The organism is Pseudomonas sp. GW821-FHT09A09, from assembly GCF_059418405.1.
In genome coordinates, this window is record NZ_JBWKPU010000025.1 from 62,053 (window position 1) to 83,191 (window position 21,139).

At 62.8% G+C, this 21,139-nt stretch carries 26 protein-coding genes; 10 read left to right on the plus strand and 16 right to left on the minus strand.

Annotated elements, in window-relative coordinates; translation table 11 throughout:
- The first annotated feature begins 96 nt into the window (after positions 1–96).
- Positions 97–1,290, plus strand: coding sequence for an MFS transporter (locus AC07OV_RS20880; protein ID WP_495092887.1), 1,194 nt, complete (start codon positions 97–99; stop codon positions 1,288–1,290).
- A 149-nt stretch (positions 1,291–1,439) separates the two neighbouring features.
- Here AC07OV_RS20880 and AC07OV_RS20885 read toward each other — a convergent pair whose 3' ends face one another.
- From AC07OV_RS20885 to ccmA, 10 genes are all read right to left on the minus strand, one after another.
- Positions 1,440–1,832 carry a hypothetical protein gene (locus AC07OV_RS20885; RefSeq protein WP_495092888.1) on the minus strand — a complete coding sequence of 131 codons (393 nt, stop codon included), beginning with the start codon at positions 1,830–1,832 and terminating at the stop codon, positions 1,440–1,442.
- Between the two features lie 16 nt (positions 1,833–1,848).
- Positions 1,849–3,033: a c-type cytochrome biogenesis protein CcmI gene (gene ccmI, locus AC07OV_RS20890; RefSeq protein WP_176998213.1), complete on the minus strand. Its 1,185-nt coding sequence runs from the start codon at positions 3,031–3,033 to the stop codon at positions 1,849–1,851.
- The gene (locus tag AC07OV_RS20895; RefSeq protein WP_495092889.1) at positions 3,026–3,499 is read right to left on the minus strand and encodes a cytochrome c-type biogenesis protein; all 474 of its coding nucleotides are present in this window, start codon (positions 3,497–3,499) and stop codon (positions 3,026–3,028) included. The genes ccmI and AC07OV_RS20895 overlap by 8 nt, the downstream gene beginning before the upstream one ends.
- Complete coding sequence (locus AC07OV_RS20900) at positions 3,496–4,032, minus strand: DsbE family thiol:disulfide interchange protein (protein ID WP_016978490.1); 537 nt, start codon at positions 4,030–4,032, stop codon at positions 3,496–3,498. Before AC07OV_RS20900 ends, AC07OV_RS20895 begins: the two co-directional genes overlap by 4 nt.
- On the minus strand, positions 4,029–6,017 hold the full coding sequence (locus tag AC07OV_RS20905) for a heme lyase CcmF/NrfE family subunit (RefSeq protein ID WP_495092890.1): 1,989 nt from the start codon (positions 6,015–6,017) through the stop codon (positions 4,029–4,031). Before AC07OV_RS20905 ends, AC07OV_RS20900 begins: the two co-directional genes overlap by 4 nt.
- Before the next feature lie 3 nt (positions 6,018–6,020).
- Positions 6,021–6,476 (minus strand): cytochrome c maturation protein CcmE, encoded by a 456-nt coding sequence (ccmE, locus tag AC07OV_RS20910; RefSeq protein ID WP_010565024.1) that lies wholly within the window; start codon positions 6,474–6,476, stop codon positions 6,021–6,023.
- Positions 6,473–6,649, minus strand: coding sequence for a heme exporter protein CcmD (gene ccmD, locus AC07OV_RS20915; RefSeq protein WP_176998216.1), 177 nt, complete (start codon positions 6,647–6,649; stop codon positions 6,473–6,475). Before ccmD ends, ccmE begins: the two co-directional genes overlap by 4 nt.
- A complete protein-coding gene (locus AC07OV_RS20920) occupies positions 6,646–7,401 on the minus strand; it encodes a heme ABC transporter permease (RefSeq protein ID WP_176998217.1) in 756 nt (251 codons plus the stop codon). The genes ccmD and AC07OV_RS20920 overlap by 4 nt, the downstream gene beginning before the upstream one ends.
- 85 nt (positions 7,402–7,486) lie before the next feature.
- Complete coding sequence (gene ccmB / locus AC07OV_RS20925; protein ID WP_014717701.1) at positions 7,487–8,155, minus strand: heme exporter protein CcmB; 669 nt, start codon at positions 8,153–8,155, stop codon at positions 7,487–7,489.
- Positions 8,152–8,787, minus strand: a complete 636-nt coding sequence (gene ccmA / locus AC07OV_RS20930; protein ID WP_495092891.1) for a cytochrome c biogenesis heme-transporting ATPase CcmA — start codon at positions 8,785–8,787, stop codon at positions 8,152–8,154. The genes ccmB and ccmA overlap by 4 nt, the downstream gene beginning before the upstream one ends.
- A 200-nt stretch (positions 8,788–8,987) precedes the next feature.
- On the opposite strand from ccmA, the gene fliK reads away from it, so the two are divergent.
- Both fliK and AC07OV_RS20940 read left to right on the plus strand, forming a co-directional pair.
- Entirely contained in the window at positions 8,988–10,565 is a 1,578-nt protein-coding gene (gene fliK / locus AC07OV_RS20935) for a flagellar hook-length control protein FliK (RefSeq protein WP_495092892.1), read from the plus strand.
- Entirely contained in the window at positions 10,562–10,891 is a 330-nt protein-coding gene (locus AC07OV_RS20940) for an EscU/YscU/HrcU family type III secretion system export apparatus switch protein (RefSeq protein ID WP_176998220.1), read from the plus strand. Before fliK ends, AC07OV_RS20940 begins: the two co-directional genes overlap by 4 nt.
- Positions 10,892–11,021: 130 nt before the next feature.
- Here AC07OV_RS20940 and AC07OV_RS20945 read toward each other — a convergent pair whose 3' ends face one another.
- Positions 11,022–12,248, minus strand: a complete 1,227-nt coding sequence (locus AC07OV_RS20945) for a molybdopterin molybdotransferase MoeA (RefSeq protein ID WP_495092893.1) — start codon at positions 12,246–12,248, stop codon at positions 11,022–11,024.
- A complete protein-coding gene (gene moaB, locus AC07OV_RS20950; RefSeq protein WP_494998420.1) occupies positions 12,232–12,771 on the minus strand; it encodes a molybdenum cofactor biosynthesis protein B in 540 nt (179 codons plus the stop codon). Before moaB ends, AC07OV_RS20945 begins: the two co-directional genes overlap by 17 nt.
- Before the next feature lie 76 nt (positions 12,772–12,847).
- On the opposite strand from moaB, the gene mobA reads away from it, so the two are divergent.
- Both mobA and AC07OV_RS20960 read left to right on the plus strand, forming a co-directional pair.
- Entirely contained in the window at positions 12,848–13,450 is a 603-nt protein-coding gene (gene mobA / locus AC07OV_RS20955; RefSeq protein WP_495092894.1) for a molybdenum cofactor guanylyltransferase MobA, read from the plus strand.
- 80 nt (positions 13,451–13,530) lie between these two features.
- A complete protein-coding gene (locus AC07OV_RS20960; protein ID WP_016978480.1) occupies positions 13,531–13,752 on the plus strand; it encodes a YgdI/YgdR family lipoprotein in 222 nt (73 codons plus the stop codon).
- A gap of 55 nt (positions 13,753–13,807) precedes the next feature.
- Here the strand turns inward: AC07OV_RS20960 and AC07OV_RS20965 are convergent, their stop codons facing one another.
- The 3 genes from AC07OV_RS20965 to AC07OV_RS20975 form a co-directional block, all read right to left on the minus strand.
- The gene (locus AC07OV_RS20965; RefSeq protein WP_495092895.1) at positions 13,808–14,698 is read right to left on the minus strand and encodes a pseudouridine synthase; all 891 of its coding nucleotides are present in this window, start codon (positions 14,696–14,698) and stop codon (positions 13,808–13,810) included.
- A gap of 49 nt (positions 14,699–14,747) precedes the next feature.
- A complete protein-coding gene (locus tag AC07OV_RS20970) occupies positions 14,748–15,083 on the minus strand; it encodes a hypothetical protein (RefSeq protein WP_003189932.1) in 336 nt (111 codons plus the stop codon).
- A gap of 74 nt (positions 15,084–15,157) precedes the next feature.
- On the minus strand, positions 15,158–15,394 hold the full coding sequence (locus tag AC07OV_RS20975; RefSeq protein ID WP_176998225.1) for a glutaredoxin family protein: 237 nt from the start codon (positions 15,392–15,394) through the stop codon (positions 15,158–15,160).
- Positions 15,395–15,542: 148 nt separating this feature from the next.
- On the opposite strand from AC07OV_RS20975, the gene AC07OV_RS20980 reads away from it, so the two are divergent.
- Positions 15,543–17,267, plus strand: a complete 1,725-nt coding sequence (locus AC07OV_RS20980) for a cation:proton antiporter (RefSeq protein ID WP_495092896.1) — start codon at positions 15,543–15,545, stop codon at positions 17,265–17,267.
- On the opposite strand, the gene AC07OV_RS20985 is transcribed toward AC07OV_RS20980, so the two are convergent.
- Entirely contained in the window at positions 17,254–18,462 is a 1,209-nt protein-coding gene (locus tag AC07OV_RS20985; RefSeq protein WP_495092897.1) for an ammonium transporter, read from the minus strand. The two genes, AC07OV_RS20980 and AC07OV_RS20985, sit on opposite strands and share 14 nt — an antisense overlap.
- Before the next feature lie 373 nt (positions 18,463–18,835).
- On the opposite strand from AC07OV_RS20985, the gene AC07OV_RS20990 reads away from it, so the two are divergent.
- The 4 genes from AC07OV_RS20990 (at position 18,836) to AC07OV_RS21005 (ending at position 21,131) form a co-directional block, all read left to right on the plus strand.
- Positions 18,836–19,150: an ElaB/YgaM/YqjD family protein gene (locus tag AC07OV_RS20990; protein ID WP_494998426.1), complete on the plus strand. Its 315-nt coding sequence runs from the start codon at positions 18,836–18,838 to the stop codon at positions 19,148–19,150.
- Positions 19,151–19,152: 2 nt separating this feature from the next.
- Positions 19,153–19,536 (plus strand): phage holin family protein, encoded by a 384-nt coding sequence (locus AC07OV_RS20995; protein WP_012723020.1) that lies wholly within the window; start codon positions 19,153–19,155, stop codon positions 19,534–19,536.
- Complete coding sequence (locus tag AC07OV_RS21000) at positions 19,533–19,874, plus strand: hypothetical protein (RefSeq protein ID WP_176998229.1); 342 nt, start codon at positions 19,533–19,535, stop codon at positions 19,872–19,874. Before AC07OV_RS20995 ends, AC07OV_RS21000 begins: the two co-directional genes overlap by 4 nt.
- 93 nt (positions 19,875–19,967) lie before the next feature.
- On the plus strand, positions 19,968–21,131 hold the full coding sequence (locus tag AC07OV_RS21005) for an EAL domain-containing protein (protein WP_494998427.1): 1,164 nt from the start codon (positions 19,968–19,970) through the stop codon (positions 21,129–21,131).
- Positions 21,132–21,139: the final 8 nt, after the last annotated feature.

The window sequence follows — 21,139 nt, forward strand, 5'->3', positions numbered from 1 at the left end:
TTCTGGGAGGATGATTCCCGATCCTAGGGGATTATCGACATAAACGCGACTGCGTAAGGTTGGCCACTCTTTCCCTGCAACCCTATGGAGCGCGCCATGAGCACAGCCGAGAGTCACCCGCCGCGAGGCAAGATCATCATGATGGCGGTGATCGCCGGCGCGGTGGTCACCAACATTTATTGCACTCAACCGGTGTTGCCGCTGATTGCTTCGGACATGGGCGTGGCGGTGTCGACGGTCAATCTAGTGGCGGGCGCAGCCTTGCTGGGCTTTGCCACCGGGCTGGCCCTGTTACTGCCGATGGGCGACCGCTTCGACCGACGCAAGCTGGTGCTGGGGCAAATTGCGCTGGCGTTCTGTTTTGCCCTCGCGGCGGCGTTTGCGCCGAGTATCTGGGCGTTGATCGGCGCGTCGTTCGGCCTGGGCGTGGTGTGCTGCGTGCCACAACACCTGGTACCGTTCGCGGCGGTGATGTCCCAGCCCCACGAACGCGGGCGCAACATGGGCACGGTTGTCAGCGGGATCATGCTCGGGATTCTGCTGGGTCGTACGATCAGTGGCGTGGTGGGCGAGGCCTACGGCTGGCGCGCGGTGTATGCGATGGAAGCGGCGTTCATGATCCCGGTGTGGTGTATCGCAGCCAGGTTGCTGCCGCCGGGCGTGCCAAGCAGCAACCTGTCCTACCCTCGCCTGCTGGCTTCGTTGTGGCCATTGATGCGCGACAACAGCCCCATTCGCCAATCGATGATGGTGCAGGCGCTGTTGTGGGCGTGCTTCAACGCGTTCTGGGTGAACCTGGCGGGGTTGCTGGCCAACGGGCCGTGGCACCTGGGCAGCGCGTGGGCCGGGGCGTTCGGGATTATCGGCGCGGTGGGGGCGTTTGCGGCGTCGTATGGGGGCCGGGCGGCGGACAAGCTGGGTTGCCGCACGGTGATCGGGGCCAGCGTCGGCATCGTGACATTGGCCTTCTTGTTGCTGGCGGGCGCGCAAGCGTCGCTGATCTTGCTGGTACTGGGGGTGATTGTGTTGGATATCGGCGTACAGGCGGGGTTGGTGGCGAACCAGACCCGGGCGTTTGCGGTGGACCCGAAGGCCCAGGGGCGCATCAACAGTTTGTACATGACCGCCACCTTTGTGGGTGGGGCGATTGGCGCGACGGTGAGTGGCGGGTTGATGGCGCAGTTTGGCTGGGTGGGGGTGGTGGAGTTGGGGGTTGTGCTGGGGGTGCTTGCGGGATGTATCCATTGGCTCGGCGGACTCAAGGGATCGCACACACTCCAGAGCGAATAACCTTCAATTGTAGGAGCCGGCTTGCCGGCGATGGCGGTGGGTCAGCTGAAAAATATCGGGCTGACAGAAAGCTATCGCTGGCAAGCCAGCTCCTACAGGGGGTTGCGTTTCACGCTGGGAATAAAAAGGCGACCCGAAGGTCGCCTTTTTTATTGCGCGTACTGCTTGCTCAAGCCGGGCGGTACGCCCTGTACGCTGGTCTCTTCCCACGGGCCGTTCGGGCTGATGGAGCGGCTCCAGCCGTTGCTCCAGCGGTAGTAGGTGCGCTGGCGGTAGAAGGTGTCGGGCTGCTCTTCGAGCACGTACACCTGCATCTTGCCGTCCCAGTGGCTGGCGGCACCCGGGGGTGGCGCGAAGGTCGGTGACGAGGTGGGCACCGGCTTCGGTGCTGGCGTGACCGGGCCGGACGGTTTGGTGCTTGGCTGGGTCGACGGCCCCGACGGCGGGATCGCCGGACCGGTGGGCGACGGAGGCCGGTGGACCGCACAAGCGCTCAGGCCCACGATCAGGCTGAGCAGGGTAAGGCGTGCAAGTGCGGTCATAGGCGTTTCCTCGAAATTACTGATCCGGACTGTCGATGGTCAGCTGCTGCAACGCAGTGGTGCTGCTGGCCAAGGGTTGACTGCGGCCGATCCACTCGCCAGCGGTCGGAAGACCTGCCCGGGATAGGCGTGCAACCAGTTGGACTTCGGGGAAGTTCGACAGTTTCAACTGCGGCATCATCGCGTCGGCATCGCCCAGTTCGACGGTGATCGGCAGTTCGGCGACGGTGACGCGTTTGGCCGCCAATGGCGCAGGCGGGCCACTGACGGCGCGGGCGAAGATAAACACGCTGTCGGTGGGCAGGGCCTTGGCCTTCACGTCGGCGGATAAATCCACACGCACTTTCATCAGCGCTTTTTGAGCGACGGTGCCGCCGCTTTCCTTGAGCTTTTCGGCAGCCCGGTCGATACCGCCTTGCAGCGCTGCGCGGGAATTGTCCTCCGGTGGCAGTTGGGCCAGCAGGCGGTTCCAGTAGTCGATGGCTTCCTGGTAACGCTGCCCCTCAAAGGCCGCAATGCCCAACAGACCCAGGCTGGTGACTTCTTTCGGGTCCAGCTTCAACGCTTCGTCGGTCAGCGCCTGAACCTTGGGCGACCACTGTTTGTTGTCGGCAAAGTACTGGGCCTGGGCCCACTGGCCGAGCAGTTCCGGCTGTCGACCGGCCAGGGCCACGGTGCGCTCGAAGACTTTGGCGGCATCGGCGGAACGGTCCTGGGCCATGTAGGCGCGACCGAGGAAGTACAAGCCCTCGGCCGAGTCCGGCTGGGCCGCGGCGGCGCGCTCCAGGCGCTGGGTCATGTCTTGCATGGACACCGGCGGCTGGGAGAATTCGCGGGTCAGCTCGACCTTGTCGCTCGCCCCGTAATGCAGGTACAGCGCAACGCCAAGCACCGGCACCAGAAACGCCGCCAACAGTGGCAACGGTTTGCCCAAGCGCGACTCGCGGGGTTTTTCCACGCCTTCGGTGTCGGCCAACAGTTCGCGGGCGGCTTCGGCGCGGCCGGTGTCGAGTTGCGCGGCGTTGAGCACGCCTTCGTCCTGCTGCACTTGCAACTCGGCCACACGTTCCTGGTACAGCGCCACGTTCAGCGCGGTGCGGTCCTCTTCACGTTGGGCGCGGCGGTCGCGCAATACAGGGATCAACAGGAAACTCAGGGCAATCAGGAGCAGCAACCCTGCTGCAAGCCAAAAATCAATCATCAGTCTTGGTGTCCAGCAATTGGTCGAGGCGTTTGCGTTCATCGAGGGAGAGCGCGTCGGAACCATCAGTCGGCGCGGTGCGGCGGCGGCGCACGATCACGGCCATCACCACCACACCGGCCAGCAACAACCCGGCGGGGCCGAACCAGAGCAACGCGGTCTTGCCGGTGAGGGCCGGTTTATAGCGCACGAAATCACCGTAGCGGTCGACCATGAAGTCGATGATCTGCTGGTTGTCCTTGCCCTCCCCCAGCATGCGGAAGATCTCTTTGCGCAAGTCGGCGGCGATCGGCGCGTTGGAGTCGGCGATGTCCTGGTTCTGGCACTTGGGGCAGCGCAGTTCCTTGGTCAGGTCACGGAAACGCTCACGCTCGGCATCGTTGGCGAATTCGTAGGTGTCGATGGCGGCGTGGGCCACGCCCGCCAAACCCAGCGCCAGCACGGCAGCGGCTAACAGACGCTTCATGGCTTGGCCTCATCGACCAGGGCCTGGTACTTGGCGGCCAGTTGCTCGCGCCACACCACTTCGTCGATCACGCCCACGTACTTGTCGCGGATCACCCCCTTGGCATCAATGAAGAAGGTTTCCGGGGCGCCGTACACGCCGAGGTTCAAGCCGAGGTTGCCGTCTTCATCGCGGATATCCAGTTGGTACGGGTTATGGAATTCGGCCAGCCACTTCAACGCGGCAGCGTTGTCGTCCTTGTAGTTGATGCCGTAGATCACCACGCCCTTCTCGGCCAGCTTGTTCAGCACCGGGTGTTCGACGCGGCAGGAGATACACCAGGTGCCCCACACGTTGACCAGCGCCGGTTTGCCCAGCAGGTCGGCCTGGGTCAGGGTCTTGTCGCCCTGCACCGTTGGCAGGCTGAAGGCCGGGAAGGGTTTGCCGATCATCGCCGAAGGCAACTCGGCCGGGTCCAGGTACAGCCCGCGATACAGGAACACCGCCACCACCAGAAACATCGCCAGCGGCACAACCATCAACCAACGCTTCATACCGCCGCTCCCTGCAGGCCGAGGGCTTCACGCACCCGGCTCTTGACCTTGACCCGATAACGCCGGTCCAGCGCGGCGAGCAAACCGCCGAAACCGGTGAGCAAACCACCGAACCAGATCCAGCGCACAAACGGCTTCACATGCACGCGCACGGCCCAGGCGCCGTCGCCCAGGGGTTCGCCCAGTGCCACATAGAGGTCACGGGTAAACCCGGCGTCGATACCGGCCTCGGTCATCATCGAACTCTGCACGGTGTACAGGCGTTTTTCCGGGTGCAGCACCGCCACTTCCTTGCCGTTGCGCACGACGCGCACGGTGCCTTTGTCGGAGGTGAAGTTCGGGCCTTCGAAGTGCTTGGCGCCTTCGAAGATGAAGTGGTAACCGGCCAGGTCCATGGACTCGCCCGGCGCCAGACGCAGGTCGCGCTCGGCGCTGTTCTGGCTGGACAGCACCACGCCCAGGGCGCACACGGCGATGCCGATGTGGGCGACCTGCATGCCCCAATAGCTGCGGGTCAAGCCAGGCAAGCCTTTGATCAGGCCTTTGTGACGGGTCTTGTCGAGGATGTCGCGCACGCCAGCCAGTAACACCCACGCCGCCAGCAGGAAGGTAGCGAGCACCGCCCAGTTGAAGTCGCCGTAAGCCACACCGGCGATCACCGCCAGGGCCACGCTGCCCAGCAGCACGGGCATGAGCATGCCTGCCAGCCATTTCACCGGGGTGTCTTTCCAGCGCACCAGCACGCCGACTGCCATCACCACCATCAACAGGCCCATCAGCGGGATAAACAACGCGTTGAAGTACGGCGGGCCGACGGACAGCTTGGCGCCGCTCAAGGCATCCAGCACCAACGGGTACAGGGTGCCGAGCAGGATCATCGACGCGGCCACCACCAGCACCAGGTTATTGCCCAGCAGCAGGGTTTCCCGCGACCACAGGTTGAAGCCGACCTGGCTCTTGACCACTGGCGCACGCAGGGCGAACAGGGTGAGTGAGCCGCCGACCACAAACAGCAGGAAGATCAGGATGAAGATGCCGCGCTCCGGGTCGGACGCGAACGCGTGCACCGACGTCAATACACCCGAACGCACGAGGAAGGTACCGAGCAAGCTGAGGGAAAATGCCGCAATCGCCAGCAACACGGTCCAGCTCTTGAACACACCGCGTTTTTCGGTGACGGCCAGCGAGTGAATCAGCGCCGTGCCCACCAGCCAGGGCATGAAGGAGGCATTTTCCACCGGGTCCCAGAACCACCAGCCGCCCCAGCCGAGTTCGTAGTAGGCCCACCACGAGCCCAAGGTGATACCAATGCCGAGGAACGCCCAGGCGACAATGGTCCACGGTCGCGACCAGCGCGCCCAGGCAGCGTCAAGACGCCCGCCGAGCAACGCGGCGATGGCGAAGGCAAAGGCCACGGAGAAACCGACGTAGCCCATGTAGAGCATCGGCGGGTGCACGATCAGGCCGATGTCTTGCAGCAACGGGTTGAGGTCGTGCCCGTCCGCCGGGATCTGCGGCAGGATGCGGCTGAACGGGTTGGAGGTCATGATCAGGAACAGCAGGAAACCGATGCTGATCATGCCCATCACCGCCAGCACCCGCGCCAGCATCACTTGCGGCAGTTGGCGCGAGAACACCGACACGGCGAAGGTCCAGCCGCCGAGGATCAACGCCCACAGCAGCAACGAACCTTCGTGGGCACCCCACACGGCGCTGAACTTGTAGTACCAGGGCAAGGCGCTGTTGGAGTTATTGGCTACATAGGCGACGGAAAAGTCGTCGGTCATGAAGGCGTAGGTGAGGCAGCCGAAGGCGAACAACAGGAACGCAAACTGGCCCCAGGCAGCCGGTTGCGCCAGGCTCATCCACAGGCGGTCACCGCGCCAGGCGCCGAGCAACGGCACCACGGCCTGCACAATGGCAAAGCACAGGGCGAGGATCATCGCCAACTGGCCGAGTTCTGGAATAAACAATGCGGACGTCATGGCTTAGCCCTCCTTGGCTGGCGTTGGTGCGGATTGGCCGCTGTCTTTGAGGGCCTTGGTCACTTCAGGCGGCATGTATTTTTCGTCGTGCTTGGCCAGCACTTCATCGGCCACCACCACGCCGTCGGCGTTGAGTTTGCCCAGGGCGACGATGCCCTGGCCTTCGCGGAACAGGTCCGGGAGGATGCCGCGGTAGGTGATGGTCACGGCCTTGTTGAAATCGGTAACCACGAAGGTCACGTCGAGGGAGTCGCTGGAGCGTTTGAGCGAGCCCTTCTCCACCATGCCGCCGGCGCGGATGCGGGTGTCCAGTGGGGCTTCGCCATTGGCGATCTGGGTAGGGGTGTAGAACAGGTTGATGTTCTGCTGCAGGGCGCTCAAGGCCAGGGCCACGGCAATGCCGACGCCGGCCAGGATGGCAAGGATGATCAACAGACGCTTTCTACGCAGCGGATTCACTTTTCGGTCTCCCGGCGCAGACGACGCGCCTCTTGTTGCAAGTAACGCTTGCGGGCCAGGATCGGCGCGGCCACGTTGAGGGCCAGCACCGTCAGGCAGATGCCATAGGCCGTCCAGACATACAGGCCGTGATGGCCCATGGCGAGAAAATCACTGAAAGACGCAAAGCTCATCCACGGGCTCCCAGGCAGGTTTGCACTTCGGCCTTGACCCAACTGGCGCGGGCTTCACGCTTGAGCACTTCAAGGCGCATGCGCATCAGCAGCACGGCGCCGAAGAAGCAGTAGAACCCCAGCACCATCAGCAGCAACGGCGCCCACATTTCCACGGGCATGGCCGGTTTTTCGGTGAGGGTGAAGGTGGCGCCCTGGTGCAGGGTGTTCCACCACTCCACCGAGTACTTGATGATCGGGATGTTGATCACGCCGACGATGGCCAGCACGGCGCAGGCCTTGGCGGCGCTGTCGCGATTGCTGATGGCGTTGCCCAGGGCAATCAGGCCGAAGTACAGGAACAGCAGGATCAACATGGAGGTGAGTCGCGCATCCCACACCCACCACGAACCCCAGGTGGGTTTGCCCCAGATTGCACCGGTGACCAGCGCCACGGCGGTCATCCAGGCACCAATGGGCGCGGCGCATTGCAGGGCCACGTCGGCGAGTTTCATCTTCCACACCAGGCCGACGATGCCGCACACGGCCAGCATCACGTAGCAGGACTGGGCCAGCATCGCGGCGGGAACGTGGATATAGATGATGCGAAAGCTATTGCCTTGCTGGTAGTCCGGTGGCGCGAAGGCCAGGCCCCAGACCAGGCCGATGCCAATCAACACGGCGGCAGCGATGCTCAGCCACGGCAGCAGCTTGCCGCTGATGCCATAAAACCATTTGGGCGAGCCGAGCTTGTGAAACCAGGTCCAGTTCATTGCTGTTTCCATCACGGTGGCTTCCTGTCTATGCAGGAGGCTCAGGGTCTTTACTGACTAAGACATAACGCTTGGTCAGACCTCATTATTCGCCGACGCTGATCTTCAGGCCGGCCGCTATAGCAAAGGGTGTCAGGGTTACCGCCAGGGCGGTCAGGCTACCAAGCCACAGGAGGTAACCGGTCGCCGGCATGCCCATGAGCGCGGCTTGCAAGGCGCCGCTGCCCAGGATCAACACCGGGATATACAAAGGCAGAATCAGCAGGGCCAGTAACAGGCCGCCCCGCTTCAAACCGACGGTCAACGCTGCGCCCACCGCCCCCAACAGGCTGAGCACCGGCGTACCGAGCAACAAGGATAGAAGCAACACCGGCAAGCATTCGACGGGCAAGCCCAGCATCATCGCCAACAGTGGCGAAAGCAAGACTAGCGCCAAGCCGGAAAAAACCCAGTGTGCCAGCACCTTGGCCAGCACCAGAAGTGGCAAGGGGTGCGACGAAAGGACCCACTGTTCGAGGGAGCCGTCTTCGAAATCACTGCGAAACAGCCCGTCCAGCGAGAGCAGGACCGATAAAAGCGCCGCCACCCACACCAGCCCCGGGGACAAGGTTTGCAACAGTTTAGTCTCTGGGCCGACCGCCAGCGGGAACAGCGCGATGACAATCGCGAAGAACACCAATGGGTTGGCCAACTCAGCCGGGCGACGGCACAACAGCCGCGCTTCGCGGGCAACCAACAGGGCGAATACACTCATGCCGACCACCTTCCCAGGTCCAGGTCACGGTAACCGGCAGGCGTGCGATTGAGGGTGTGATGGGTGGTGAGCAGCACCAGTCCGCCCCTTTCGCAATGCTGGGCCAGGTGTTCTTCGAGCTGGGCGACGCCTTGCTTATCCAGGGCGGTGAAAGGCTCGTCGAGAATCCACAGCGGCGGGCCCGGCAGGTACAAACGCGCCAGGGCCACGCGTCGCTGTTGGCCGGCGGACAACGTGTGACAGGGAACATCCTCGAAGCCCTTGAGGCCGACAGCAGCCAGGGCTAGCCAGATGGCCTCGCGGGACGCGGGATGATGCAGGGCGCTGAGCCAGCTGAGGTTTTCTTCGGCGGTGAGCACGTCCTTGATACCGGCGGCGTGGCCGATCCAGACGAGGTTGCGGGCCAATTGCGTGCGTTGTTCGTTGAGGGGCTTGCCGTTGAGCCGCACTTCGCCGGCCGTCGGCTGCATCAACCCCGCCAGCAGGCGTAGCAAGCTGGTCTTGCCGCTGCCGTTGGGGCCGCTGACCTGCACCATGTCACCGCCCGTCAGCCGCAGTTCGAGGTGCTCGAACAACAGGCGCAGGTCGCGTTCACAGGAAAGCGCTACGGCTTCAAGAAGAGGGCTGGTCAAAAGATCGCGGGCCTTTACGGTTCAAGTCGGCGGTGCAGCGGCCGTTAAAGAGAAATGCACAATAACGGCTTTGGCGACCGATTTTAGAGAGCTGGATCAAATAGTTGTGAGGTTTTTACCGCTCTCTTTGCAGACGGGCGGCATTATACATGCGATGCCCTACTCTAAAGAGGGCAATTTCCTTCGAGACGACGCGCACGATGACCGGTGAGATCAACCTTCCTACGCTGCCGCCAGCACCCGTGGCCGGGCCTGCCCCGCTGCCCCCGACCGGTGAGCTGCTGAAACTGCTGGAACCGCAGATCGGCTTGATCGACCCCGGAAAAACCGTGAACGCCGAGGTACTCGCGCTTAAACAGGGTGGTGATGCGTTTCAGCTGCTGCTCAAGTTGACCCTCGAAGGCGGCCGCCAGACCCTGGTGCAAGCCAGCAGCGCACAGCCATTGCCGCTGGGCAGCAACGTGGCCGTGAGCCAGACGCCGACGGGCAACCTGACCATCACCTTGCAGCAAGCCTTGAGCGCCAACGTGGCCGCCCTCACCCGCATCGACACCACACAAATGCCAGTGGGCACGCTGTTGCAGGCCAAGGTGCTGACCACCCAGATGCTGCCCCAGGGCACCACGCAACCGGCGATCTACCGTTCGCTGGTGACCGTACTCAGCAACGCCTTGGCCGGTGCGACCTTGACCGTGGAAAGCCCGCAGCCGTTGCGGGTGGGCAGTTTGCTCAGTGCTGTGGTGCAAGACACCCAAACGTTGAATTTCGTGCCATTGAGCGGGCTCAAGGACCAACTGGCCGTGGCGCAGCAACTCGCCACCCAGCAAAGCCGCCAGGGTTCGCTGGACGTGGTGTTCACCGCCTTGCAGAACCTGCCCGCTGATGACACTACCTCCAGCGACCTGCGCGCGGCCGCCGCGCGCTTGCTCGCCGCGCTGCCCGACCTGTCGCAGGTGAGCAACCCGAAGGTGCTGGCACAAGTAATCCAGAACAGCGGCGCGTTTCTCGAAGCCAAATTGCTGGCCGGGCAAAACCCGCAAATCCCGCCGCTGGACATGAAGGGCGCGTTGCTGCGCCTGGTCGCCGATCTGCTGCCCGCGCTGCCTACCGGCACCAACCTGAATGCGATCCTCGCCGCCAACACCCTGGCCCAGGTGCTGCCCAACTTTGTGCGCAACCCGCTGAACACCCTGGGCCAGGTCAGCGCCCGCCAGACACCGGCCGGCTTTCCGTTGCCGGAGCGGCTGATGGCCAAGCTGGAAGGCGAAGGCGACCTGGAAAACCTGCTGCGCCTGGCCGCCGGGGCCATCTCGCGCCTGCAGAGCCACCAACTGTCGAGCCTGGAACAAACCGGCACCACCGCCGACGGTCGCTTACAGACCACCTGGCAACTGGAAATCCCCATGCGTACCTTGCAGGACATCGTGCCGTTGCAGGTCAAGTTCCAGCGCGAAGAGCCGGCGCCAGACAAGGACCAGCCCGAACGCAAAGACAAAAAGGACCCCAAGCAGATGCTCTGGCGTGTGGAGCTGGCCTTCGACATGGAGCCGTTGGGGCCGTTGCAGGTTCAGGCACAACTGACCCAAGGCAAGCTGTCCAGCCAGTTGTGGGCGTCCCGCCCGTTTACCGCCAGCCTGATCGAAAGCCATTTGGGCAGCCTGCGCGAACGCCTGGTGACCTCGGGCATCAATGTCGGCGACCTGGACTGCCACCTCGGCACGCCGCCACGTGGGCCGCGAACTGGCTTGGAGCAACGCTGGGTGGATGAAACCGCATGAAGAACGCCACCCCACCGCGCCAGGCGATCGCCCTCAAGTATGACGGCCAGCAAGCCCCCACTCTCACGGCCAAGGGCGACGACGCCTTGGCCGAGGCGATCCTGAAACTGGCGCGGGAAAATGAAGTGCCGATCTATGAGAACGCCGAGCTGGTGAAGCTGCTGGCGCGCATGGAGTTGGGTGACAGCATCCCGGAAGAGTTATACCGCACGGTGGCGGAGATCATCGCGTTTGCCTGGACGTTGAAAGGCAAGTTCCCGGTGGGGTATGACCCGGACGCAGGGCCGGTGGAGCGCGATGTGACGGCGCGCGGGGACGATTACTGACTTCTCACAGGCATACACAATTCCAACTGTGGGAGCTGGCTTGCCTGCGATGGCGGTGGGTCAGTCACCTTATGTATGACTGAAGCACCGCCATCGCAGGCAAGCCAGCTCCCACAGTAGATCTCTGTTGTCAGTTGAGGACTTCACTCAGGGGGATGAAATTGACCCGGTCGCCCACCGTCAGCGTCGTGCCTTCCAACACCTCCACAAACCCTTCTGCCCACGCCGCGCTGCGCAGCACGCCGGAGCTCTGGTTGCGGTAGATGATCGCCTTGCCCTGCTCGATGCGACCGCGCAGGTATTCGCGGCGGTTGCCCGGTTTGGGCCATTCGAAGCCCACCGGCACTTCAAAGCGCAGCGGCGCCACGTCCTGCACACCTTGGCGGCGCAGCAGGTAAGGCCGCGCCAGCAAGGCAAAGGTCACCAGGGTCGACGCCGGGTTGCCCGGCAGGCCAATCACCGGCACACCGCGAAAGTGGCCGAAGGTCAGCGGTTTTCCGGGTTTGATCGCCAGTTTCCACAGCGCCAGCTCTCCCTCTTCGCGCAGGGCGATGCCGAGGAAGTCCGCCTCGCCCACCGACACACCGCCCGTGGACAGGATCAGGTCAACGTCAGCCAGACCGCCGAGGCGTGTGCGGGTCTTTTCGAGATCGTCGGGCAGGATGCCGGCGTCGATCACTTCGCAGCCCATACGCGTCAGCCACGAGCACAACACACGGCGATTGCTGTTGTAGATCTGGCCCGGGCCGAGCGGCAAGCCAGGTTCGATCAGCTCATCCCCGGTGGACAGCACGGCCACGCGTGGGCGGCGCACCACGTCAAGACGGTCATGCCCAAGGGACGCGGCAAGGCCAAGTTCGACCGGGCCCAGGCGCGTGCCGGCCGTCAGCACCAACTCGCCGACGGTGGTCTCCTGCCCTTGCGGGCGGATGTTCTGGTCCAGCTGCAACGGCTCGCTAAAGCTCACGCGCTCGTCGGCGTGGACCACGGCGTTTTCCTGCATTTCGACGCAGTCTGCGCCTTCGGGCACCGGGGCACCGGTGAAGATCCGCGCACAGGTGCCGGCAGCCAGGGGTTGCGGTGCCTGGCCAGCGAAGATGCGCTGGCTGACCACCAGCGGCTCGCCGTTCCAGTCCGCCAGGCGCAGGGCGTAGCCGTCCATGGCGCTGTTGGGCCAGGGCGGCAGTTCGAGGGTGGACACCAGATCCTGGGCCAGTACCCGCCCATCGCAATCGGCCAGGGGCAGGCGCTGCTGTTCGCGGATCGGCGCGGCGTCGGCCATGTCCAGCAGTTGCTGCAGCGCCTGTTCCACCGGCATCAGGGCGCCGGTCTTGCCGGGCTTACCCACGGGATTCACAAGGTTCGGCCTGCTTGAGGTGCGGCACGAAGTTGCACGGGCGATGGCGGTTGTCCAACTGTTCAGCGAGGATGCCATCCCAGCCGGTGCGCACGGCATTGGTGGAACCCGGCAGGCAGCACACCAACGTGCCATTGGCCAGGCCGGCCAGGGCGCGGGACTGCACAGTGGAGGTGCCGATATCGGCCACGGAGATCTGGCGGAACAGCTCGCCAAAACCGTCGACCTGTTTGTCCAGCAGGCAGCTCACGGCTTCGGGGGTGCTGTCGCGCCCGGTGAAGCCGGTGCCGCCGGTGATCAGCACCACTTGCACGATGTCTTCGGCGATCCAGTGGGCCACCTGGGCGCGGATCTTGTAGAGGTCGTCCTTGAGCAATACACGCTCGGCCAGGGTGTGGCCGGCAGCGGTCAGGCGGTCGACGAAGACCTGGCCCGAGGTATCGGTGTCGAGGGTGCGGGTGTCGCTGACGGTCAGTACAGCGATGTTCAGGGGTACGAAGGGCGCATCAGCCTTGGCTTTCATGGCTCGGTCCGGTTGTCGAAGGAACAGCCCGATGTTATATCACAGGGCCCTCTTTACCTGCCGCAGCGGAACCGTCATGTCTTCAGATTCTTCAGCCCTGCCCTGTTCGATTTTGCTACTGGCCGGAGGGCGTGGACAGCGTATGGGCGGCCAGGACAAAGGCTTGTTGCACTGGCGCGGCCTGCCGCTGATTGCCCATCTGCAGCGCCTGGCGCGGCCGCTGACCGATGACCTGATCATCTCGTGCAATCGCAACCATGCGCTTTACGCGCCGTTCGCCGACCAGTTGGTGAGCGATGACAGCCCGGACTTTCCCGGGCCATTGGCCGGCATCCGTGCAGGACTGACTGCCGCGCATCATGGGCATCTGCTGGTATTGCCGTGCGATGTGCCCAATATTGATGTGCACCTGCTGACCCAGATGCGTGAGACGGTGCAGCGCAACCCGCTGCTGCCGCTGATGGTGCGCCATGGCGAGTTCTGGGAGCCCTTGATCTGCATCATCCCCACCCACCTGCGCGACGCCGTGGAAAGCGCCTGGGATGCGGGTGAGCGCAGCCCGCGCAAGATGCTTCTGCAACTGGGCGGCGTCGGGCTTGAATGCCCGGCAGATGATCCACGCCTGGCCAACCTGAATACACCCGAGCTGTTGCACCCAGGGTTTGGCGTGTCAGAATGAGCGTCGGACAAGGAACTTTGCCGACGTCTTATACGTCACAAGGTCAGCACTCAAAAAAGTATTCTCTCGGAGACACACTCATGACTCAACGGACCATCGCCGCTCTCATGCTTGCACTGGGCCTCGCTACCCTTGCCGGTTGCGCCTCGCCAACAGTGATCACCCTGAATGACGGTCGCGAAATCCAGGCCGTCGACACTCCTAAATTCGACAAGGACTCGGGTTTCTACGAGTTCGAACAATTGGACGGCAAGCAGACCCGCATCAACAAGGATCAGGTTCGCACCGTTAAAGACTTGTAAACCTCAGCGTTTACTACCAAGGCCCGCCTCGCGCGGGCCTTGTCGTTTCTGGCGGTTACCAGTCGAGGGTGATTTGGCTGCGAAAGCTGCGCTCGTGCCCGGTCACTGGGTCGATAAAACGCACACCCTGGGCCAGCAGCTTGAGCGGGTTGGCGTAGTCGTCCACGGCGTCCTTGATCACGTCGGGGTAGAACGGGTCATTGCAGATACTCGCCCCCAGCGCGGTCATGTGCACGCGCAGCTGGTGCTTCTTGCCCGTAACGGGAAACAAGCCATAGCGCCATAGATCACCGTGTTTCTCGCGTACCTCCACGGCCGTTTCGGTGTTGCTGGCGCCCTGACCTTCCTGCATGCGGAAAAACGGTTCGCCATCCACCAGGCGGCTTTTGTGCACTAAGGGGAAGGTCAGGCCTGGCAGAGCCGGGGCAATGGCTTCATAGAACTTGTCGATTTTTCGCGTGGGAAACAGTTGCTGATAGGCCGCGCGGCTGGCCGGGTTGGCCGAGAACAGCACCAGGCCTGCGGTATGCCGGTCGATACGGTGCAGCGGCACCAGCGAAGGGTTGTCCAAACGGCGGATCAACCGGCGCAGCAGGGTTTGCTCGACGTATTCCCCGGCGGGCGTCACGGGCAAAAAGTGTGGCTTGTCGGCGACGACCAGGTGCTCGTCGGCATACAGGATGGACTCCTGCACCGGGATCACTTTTTCATTCGGCACTTCACGAAAATAATAGATGCACAGGCCTTCCTTGTAGGCCAGGTCCTGGCCAATGGGGCTGCCGTTGATGTCCAGCACCCGCCCGCGGGCGATGCGGTCCAGCCAGTGTTCACGGCTGATGGCCGGGAAGTGTTCACACAGGCAATCGAGCACCAGCGCCCAAGGGCCCGGCGGCAGGTACAAGGTGCTGGCTTGGTGCTCGGAGGCGATAAACGCGGAAGTGGACATGCAGATGCTCGAAGCCTTGGGAAAACCGGCGGGCATTATCCCGCAGGGTTCAGGCCTTGGCCAATTGCGCGCGCAGCACCGGCGAAGCACTGGCAGCCTCGGTGAACTCCTTGAGCCAACGCAGCACGTCCACTGCTTCCCAGCGGCCTGGATCATAGAGCGCGTATAACAGGCCCTGATAACCCACTACATCCAGTTGCTTGTGGTAACCGGCGCGCTGGAACAGCGCCTCGATCTCGGCGAAGCAGGTGTTGAAATGCACTTTGTTGAAGGGCGTCTTGCCTTCCGTGACCAGGCCATCGAGGCGCAGCTCGTTCACCGCATCGCGTACGACATCGGCGGACATGCGATTGACGCTGCTTTTCAGTTGTTCAACATTCACCACGGGCGTTCCCTCTATTCAATCGCTGTACAAACATACAGTAACTTAATATTTGGAAACCTGCCATCGCATAACACTCAACGAAGGAAGGCAACGACCTGTTGTGTGTCGAAAGGCCAATCCAGTTCCGCACCGGTGTCTGCCCGGCGAAGCACCGGGATACGCAGGCCGTAGGCTTCGGTCAGATCGTCGGGGTCGGTAATATCCACCAACTCCACCAGCAACCCGTGTTCGACGAGCGGCATGATTTCGGCTTCGGCGATCTCACAAAGATGGCAACCCAGGGTGCCGAACAACTGGCATTCAGGAAGCATGATGAATGGACCTGATCGGAAAACAGGCACACATTCTAAGCCCGGTTGCAGCCTCACGCCCACCCCATAAACCCTGACCCAGATCACCATGGCCTATAACTGATTCAGCGATTCTCACGGCTTTTTTGCCTGCCCCCTTGCAATGGAGATGCCTGTGTTTGCCAACCTGTTGATCATCCTGGCCTCGTCCCTGGTAGTGATTGCGCTGTTTCGCCGGCTGCAATTGCCCCCCGTGCTGGGCTACCTGTGCGTGGGCCTGGCCGTGGGGCCCACCGCCCTGGACTGGGTGAACGACAGCGAAGAGCTGCCCGACCTCGCCGAACTCGGCGTAGTGTTCCTGCTGTTTTCCCTGGGGCTGGAGTTTTCCCTGACCAAGATGCTCGCCCTGCGCCGTGTGGTGTTTGGCTTGGGCAGCCTGCAAGTGGTGGGCTGCGGGGTATTGCTGGGCGTGCTGTTGATGATCCTGGGCGTGGCGCCGGGCATCGCCTTGCTGTTGGGAGCGGGGCTGGCGTTGTCGTCCACGGCCATTGTCAGCAAAGAGCTGACCAGTCTTGGCGAGATATTCAGCAGCCATGGGCAGAACGCTATTGGTGTGTTGTTGTTTCAGGACGTAGTAGCCGTGTTGCTGTTGACCCTGGTGCCGGTGTTTGCCGGCACCGGTGAGCAGGCCTGGTATTGGGCATTGCCGTTGACCCTGGGCAAGACCGTGGTGCTGTTTGTGGGCCTGCTGTTAGCCAGCCGCTGGTTGTTGCCACGGTTGTTCCATGAAGTGGCGGCGTCCCACTCGGCCGAACTGTTTGTGCTGTTGGCCTTGGTGATTGTGTTGCTCACGGCGTGGCTCACGCATTTGCTGGGCTTGTCCCCTGCCCTCGGTGCCTTCCTGGCTGGCATGCTGCTGGGGGAAAGTCATTATCGCCATCAGATCGAGGCGGACATCCGGCCCTTTCGCGACATCCTGCTGGGGCTGTTTTTTGTCAGCATCGGCATGCTCATCGACCTGCAACTGTTTGTCAGCCACAGCCTGCTGATCCTTGGCCTGACCCTCACCTTGATGCTGGTCAAGGGCTGCGTGGTGGCGGCGCTGGTCAAGCTGCGCGGCAGCGACAGTGAAACCGCCTGGCGCAGCGGCCTGGCCCTGGCCCAGGGCGGCGAATTCTGTTTTGCCTTGATGGCGCAGATGCAGCAAAGCCGCTTGATCCCCGACGAATTCAACGGCCTGCTGCTCGCCGCGACCTTCTGCTCGATGTTGCTCACGCCGCTGTTATTGCGCGCTGCACCGAGTCTGGCCCTGCGCCTGCACCGCACGCCCAATCAGCAAGTCCAACTGGACGAAATCACCGCGCTCAACGCCGAGCTGCGCGGGCATGCGGTGATCTGTGGCTATGGCCGCGTCGGGCAATCCATCGGGCGCTTTCTGCGGCGCGAACAGCAAGCCTTTATCGCACTGGACGACGACCCTGAGCGGGTGCAGGACGCTGCCACTGAAGACAGCAGCGTGCATTACGGGGATTGCCGTCGCGGCGCTCTGCTCAGCGCGGTGGGCCTGGAGCGCGCGCGACTGGTGGTGATCGCGGTGGACAACAGCGATGTGGCGTTGGTGGTGCTCAAGGAAGCGCGGCGGATCAACCCTGACGTGCCGATCCTGGTGCGCACCCGCGATGACAGCCAGTTGGCTGAACTGAAAGCAGCGGGCGCCAGCGAAGTGGTGCCCGAGCTGTTGGAGTCGAGCCTGATGCTCGCCTCCCACGCCTTGATCCTGCTGGGCCTGCCGGACCAACAGGTGCAGGCGCGGGTGGACGAAGTGCGGCATAACCGCTACCGCCTGCTACACGGTTTTAATCCATCGGCCGAACCGCCGATCAATCCTGACTGACCGCACCGATTTTATGGATCGACAGGTCCGCACCGTAGTACTCCTCTTCCTGGCTCAGGCGCAGCCCGTGCAGGCGTTTGATCACACCGTACACCAACAGGCCACCGCCGAGCGCCACCCCCACACCCAGGGCGGTGCCGATCAACTGGCTGATCAGGCTGACGCCGCCCAGTCCACCCAGCGCGGTCTGGCCGAAGATGCCGCAGGCGATGCCACCCCACACGCCGCACAGGCCGTGCAGCGGCCACACACCCAGTACGTCGTCGATCTTCCAGCGATCCTGGGCTGCAATAAAGCACCACACGAACAGCCCACCCGCGACTGCGCCAGTGACCAGCGCGCCCACCGGGTGCATCAGGTCGGAACCGGCACAAATTGCCACCAGCCCGGCCAACGGACCGTTGTGCAGGAAGCCCGGGTCGTTGCGCCCAATGATCAACGCCGCGACCGTGCCACCCACCATCGCCATCAACGAATTGACCGCCACCAGGCCACTCACGCCATTGAGGGTTTGCGCGCTCATCACGTTGAAACCGAACCAGCCGACAATCAGTATCCACGAACCCAGGGCCAAAAACGGAATACTCGACGGCGCGAACGCCACCAGTCGGCCTTCGCGATAACGTCCGTTACGCGGGCCCAGCAGCAACACCGCCGCCAGCGCCAGCCAGCCGCCCATGGCGTGCACCACCACGGAACCGGCGAAGTCATGGAAGCTGGCGCCGAACGTCGCCAGCAGCCAGGCTTGCAGGCCGAAGTTGCCGTTCCACACCATGCCTTCAAAAAACGGGTAGATAAACGCCACGATCAACGCGGTGGCACACAGTTGAGGAACAAAACGTGCACGCTCGGCAATGCCCCCGGAAATGATCGCCGGGATCGCCGCCGCAAAGGTCAACAGGAAGAAGAACTTCACCAGGCCATAGCCGTGGTCGGCACTGATCACCGCAGCCGGTTGCATGAAGGTCACGCCGTAGGAGATCCAATAGCCTATAAAGAAATAAGCCAGCGTGGAGATGGCGAAGTCGCTGAGGATCTTCGACAAGGCGTTGACCTGGTTTTTCTGGCGAACCGTGCCCACTTCCAGGAACGCGAAGCCGGCGTGCATGGCCAGGACCATGACCGCGCCAATCAGGATGAACAGGGTATTGGAGCTGTGGACGAGGGTGTCCACCGCACTTTGCAAATTTTCCATGGAGGTTGGCAGGCCTGCATTAAAGGCAAAAAGCACCAAAGCGGTTCAAGCCAGGGTTGCACGCACTAAATTGGCACCTGCGGCCCCACCCCTCTTCAGAGGGCGTGAACCGCTTTAGCGCAGCGATCAACTCAATAGGCCGTTGCCGACAGGGTTTTTCCGCGAGTTTCAGTTATTTAGGGTAAGGTTTTTGAAGGCATTGCCTCATTCCGCCCAGATTCAGCGCAGGCCCCGAGGCGTGCGCACCAAGGCAAAGCAAAAGCTGTACCAGACAATTGCACTGAACCTTCACCGATACCGGTGACTCGAAAACACACGTAGCAAACAGTCGCACAGACCCAGACACACAGATCAGCCAATCACGGAGATAACCATGGCCAGAAAAACTGCAAAAACTGCTCAAGAAATACTGCTGGCGGATTTTCAAACCCTGGTCAGTGACACCGAAAAACTGCTGGACGACACCAAAGTGCTGGCCGGCGACCAAGCCGACGAATTGCGCACCAAGATCCACGACAGCCTGCTCAAGGCCCGTGAAACCCTGCAGCAGACCGAAGATTCCCTGCGCGAACGCGGCCAGGCAGCCGTCACCGCCACCGAAGATTACGTGCAAGCCAACCCTTGGCAGTCGGTGGGCATTGCCGCCGGCGTGGGCTTTCTGATCGGCCTGCTGGCTACAAGGCGCTAACCATGTCTATCGGCGAAACCGGCTCGTCTACGGGCACTACTTCAAGACGTCTGGGCGCGGCCGTGCTGGGCTTGCTGCACAGCCATGTCGAACTGTTTGGCATCGAGTTGCAGGAACAGAAGGCACGTACGGTCAGCCTGCTGCTGTTTGCCGGCCTGGCGTTGGTGTTCGCGCTGCTGTTGCTGGTGGGTTTGTCGACACTGGTGATGATTTTGGTGTGGGACACCGGCTACCGGCTCACGGGGATCATCTGCCTCTGCGTGTTCTATAGCCTGGCGGCCGCGTTCTGCGGGGTGCGCTTGAAGGCGGCGGTGTTCGATGAGTCCACGCCGTTCCACGCCACTCTCGAAGAGCTGGCCAATGATCGGGAGCGCCTGCTGCCATGAGCCTGACTGAAATGCCACAGAACACTTCACGACGGGAAATGCGCAAGGCATTGATCCGCCTGCGCATGGAAATGCACCGCCAGGAGATCCGCCACGAGTCCCAGCAACTGGTGGCGCCGCTGACCAAAGTGCGCAGCATGGGTCAGAACTGGCAGGACAGCCTGGGCATCAAGCACGCGCCGCTGTGGGGCGTGGCTGCGGTCACCCTGCTGGGTTTCTTCACCGGCAAAGGCGCCAAGGGCGGGAGTATCAGCAGCCTGACACGCCTGGTGAGGCTCGGAGCAGGTCTGATCCCGCTGATCAAACTGGCCATGCAGGGCAGTTCACGCAAAGGTTGAGCCCTGCTGGCTGCATTCTTGCAAACAGAATCGGCTCGGCCCTCATCATCGAGGGCCGGGCCTTTTTTTCGCCGACTCTTTTAAGGAGGCCCCGTGATTGACGGGCAACCGCTCGCCTGCTTCCAGCCGTTCATCGATACCGCCACCGGGCGCATTGCCGGTGTTGAGGCGCTCGGCCGCCTGCGCCAGGCCGATGGCCGCTTGCAGTCTGTGGGCCCCTTGTTCGCCGACCCGCGCACGCCAGGCGCCACTTTGCGACGCCTTGACCGGCAGATCCGCGACAATGCTTTAAGCCGTCTGCATGAGGCCCCCGAAGACTGGTTCCTGAGCCTGAACATTTCGCCGCGCTGGATCAACCGGCTGCGCCCCGGCCAGGCACTGCCCAGCTTGAAGCAATTGCAGGCCCATGGCGTCGACCCGCAGCGCATCGTGTTCGAGATCACCGAGCTGGGCGGCGACATCCAGCGCCTGGCCGACGTGGTGGCGCGCTATCGCGAGGCCGGCGCGCGCATCGCCATCGATGACTTTGGCGCCGGCTATTCGCAACTCGACCGCGTGCTGGCGTTGCAGCCAGACATTCTCAAGCTGGACATGCGCCTGTTCCAGGAAGCTGCCCGAGGCGGGCCGAGCAGTGAAGTGGTACGGGCCCTGGCGCAGATGGCCGAGAAAACCGGCTGCTGGATCATTGCCGAAGGCGTGGAAACCGAGGCGCAATTGAGTTTCGCCCTGGAATGCGGCTCGCGCTATGTGCAGGGTTACCTGTTCGCCCAGGCACAGCTGGACTGGTTCGATGCAGACGCCTTTGTGCCGCGCTTCGCGCAACTGCGTACCGCCTACGTGCAGCAGAAGCTTGCAGAGCGGGGGCGCGTGATGCAGTTACGCCTGCAGTTGGCCGAACTGATGAAAATTCTGCAGGCCTGGGCACAGGGCCAGGCACCTCTGGCTCAACTGCCCCAATTGCCAAACTTCCCCTGGCTGCTGCGCTTTTACCAATGCGACCGGCATGGCACCCAACTGACGCCCAACTTCGAATGGCGCCAGGATGCCTGGCAGGCCGACAGCCGCTACCTGGGCCACAACTGGTCGTGGCGCCCCTACTTCTATCACCTGCTCGCGGAAGGCTGGGAGGAACGGCGCCTGACCCTGTCGTCGACCTATCGCGACGCCACCACTAACAGCTACTGCCTGACCGCAGGACAATTCTTCGATAACGGTCAGCGTTTGCTGTTAATCGATATCGACGCGGCCGGGCTGTAGATTTTCGC

Coding starts and splice junctions, on each gene's coding strand:
- ccmI (WP_176998213.1), bottom strand. CDS start 3,033: ATGATTGATTTTTGGCTTGCAGCAGGGTTGCTGCTCCTGATTGCCCTG.
- fliK (WP_495092892.1), top strand. CDS start 8,988: ATGACCGGTGAGATCAACCTTCCTACGCTGCCGCCAGCACCCGTGGCC.
- AC07OV_RS20965 (WP_495092895.1), bottom strand. CDS start 14,698: ATGTCCACTTCCGCGTTTATCGCCTCCGAGCACCAAGCCAGCACCTTG.
- AC07OV_RS20920 (WP_176998217.1), bottom strand. CDS start 7,401: ATGAACTGGACCTGGTTTCACAAGCTCGGCTCGCCCAAATGGTTTTAT.
- AC07OV_RS20895 (WP_495092889.1), bottom strand. CDS start 3,499: ATGAAGCGTCTGTTAGCCGCTGCCGTGCTGGCGCTGGGTTTGGCGGGC.
- AC07OV_RS20960 (WP_016978480.1), top strand. CDS start 13,531: ATGACTCAACGGACCATCGCCGCTCTCATGCTTGCACTGGGCCTCGCT.
- AC07OV_RS20990 (WP_494998426.1), top strand. CDS start 18,836: ATGGCCAGAAAAACTGCAAAAACTGCTCAAGAAATACTGCTGGCGGAT.
- AC07OV_RS20980 (WP_495092896.1), top strand. CDS start 15,543: ATGCCTGTGTTTGCCAACCTGTTGATCATCCTGGCCTCGTCCCTGGTA.
- moaB (WP_494998420.1), bottom strand. CDS start 12,771: ATGAAAGCCAAGGCTGATGCGCCCTTCGTACCCCTGAACATCGCTGTA.
- AC07OV_RS20975 (WP_176998225.1), bottom strand. CDS start 15,394: ATGCTTCCTGAATGCCAGTTGTTCGGCACCCTGGGTTGCCATCTTTGT.
- AC07OV_RS20905 (WP_495092890.1), bottom strand. CDS start 6,017: ATGACGTCCGCATTGTTTATTCCAGAACTCGGCCAGTTGGCGATGATC.
- AC07OV_RS21000 (WP_176998229.1), top strand. CDS start 19,533: ATGAGCCTGACTGAAATGCCACAGAACACTTCACGACGGGAAATGCGC.
- AC07OV_RS20880 (WP_495092887.1), top strand. CDS start 97: ATGAGCACAGCCGAGAGTCACCCGCCGCGAGGCAAGATCATCATGATG.
- AC07OV_RS20985 (WP_495092897.1), bottom strand. CDS start 18,462: ATGGAAAATTTGCAAAGTGCGGTGGACACCCTCGTCCACAGCTCCAAT.
- mobA (WP_495092894.1), top strand. CDS start 12,848: ATGTCTTCAGATTCTTCAGCCCTGCCCTGTTCGATTTTGCTACTGGCC.
- ccmD (WP_176998216.1), bottom strand. CDS start 6,649: ATGAGCTTTGCGTCTTTCAGTGATTTTCTCGCCATGGGCCATCACGGC.
- AC07OV_RS20995 (WP_012723020.1), top strand. CDS start 19,153: ATGTCTATCGGCGAAACCGGCTCGTCTACGGGCACTACTTCAAGACGT.
- AC07OV_RS20900 (WP_016978490.1), bottom strand. CDS start 4,032: ATGAAGCGTTGGTTGATGGTTGTGCCGCTGGCGATGTTTCTGGTGGTG.
- ccmB (WP_014717701.1), bottom strand. CDS start 8,155: ATGAGTGTATTCGCCCTGTTGGTTGCCCGCGAAGCGCGGCTGTTGTGC.
- AC07OV_RS20885 (WP_495092888.1), bottom strand. CDS start 1,832: ATGACCGCACTTGCACGCCTTACCCTGCTCAGCCTGATCGTGGGCCTG.
- AC07OV_RS20940 (WP_176998220.1), top strand. CDS start 10,562: ATGAAGAACGCCACCCCACCGCGCCAGGCGATCGCCCTCAAGTATGAC.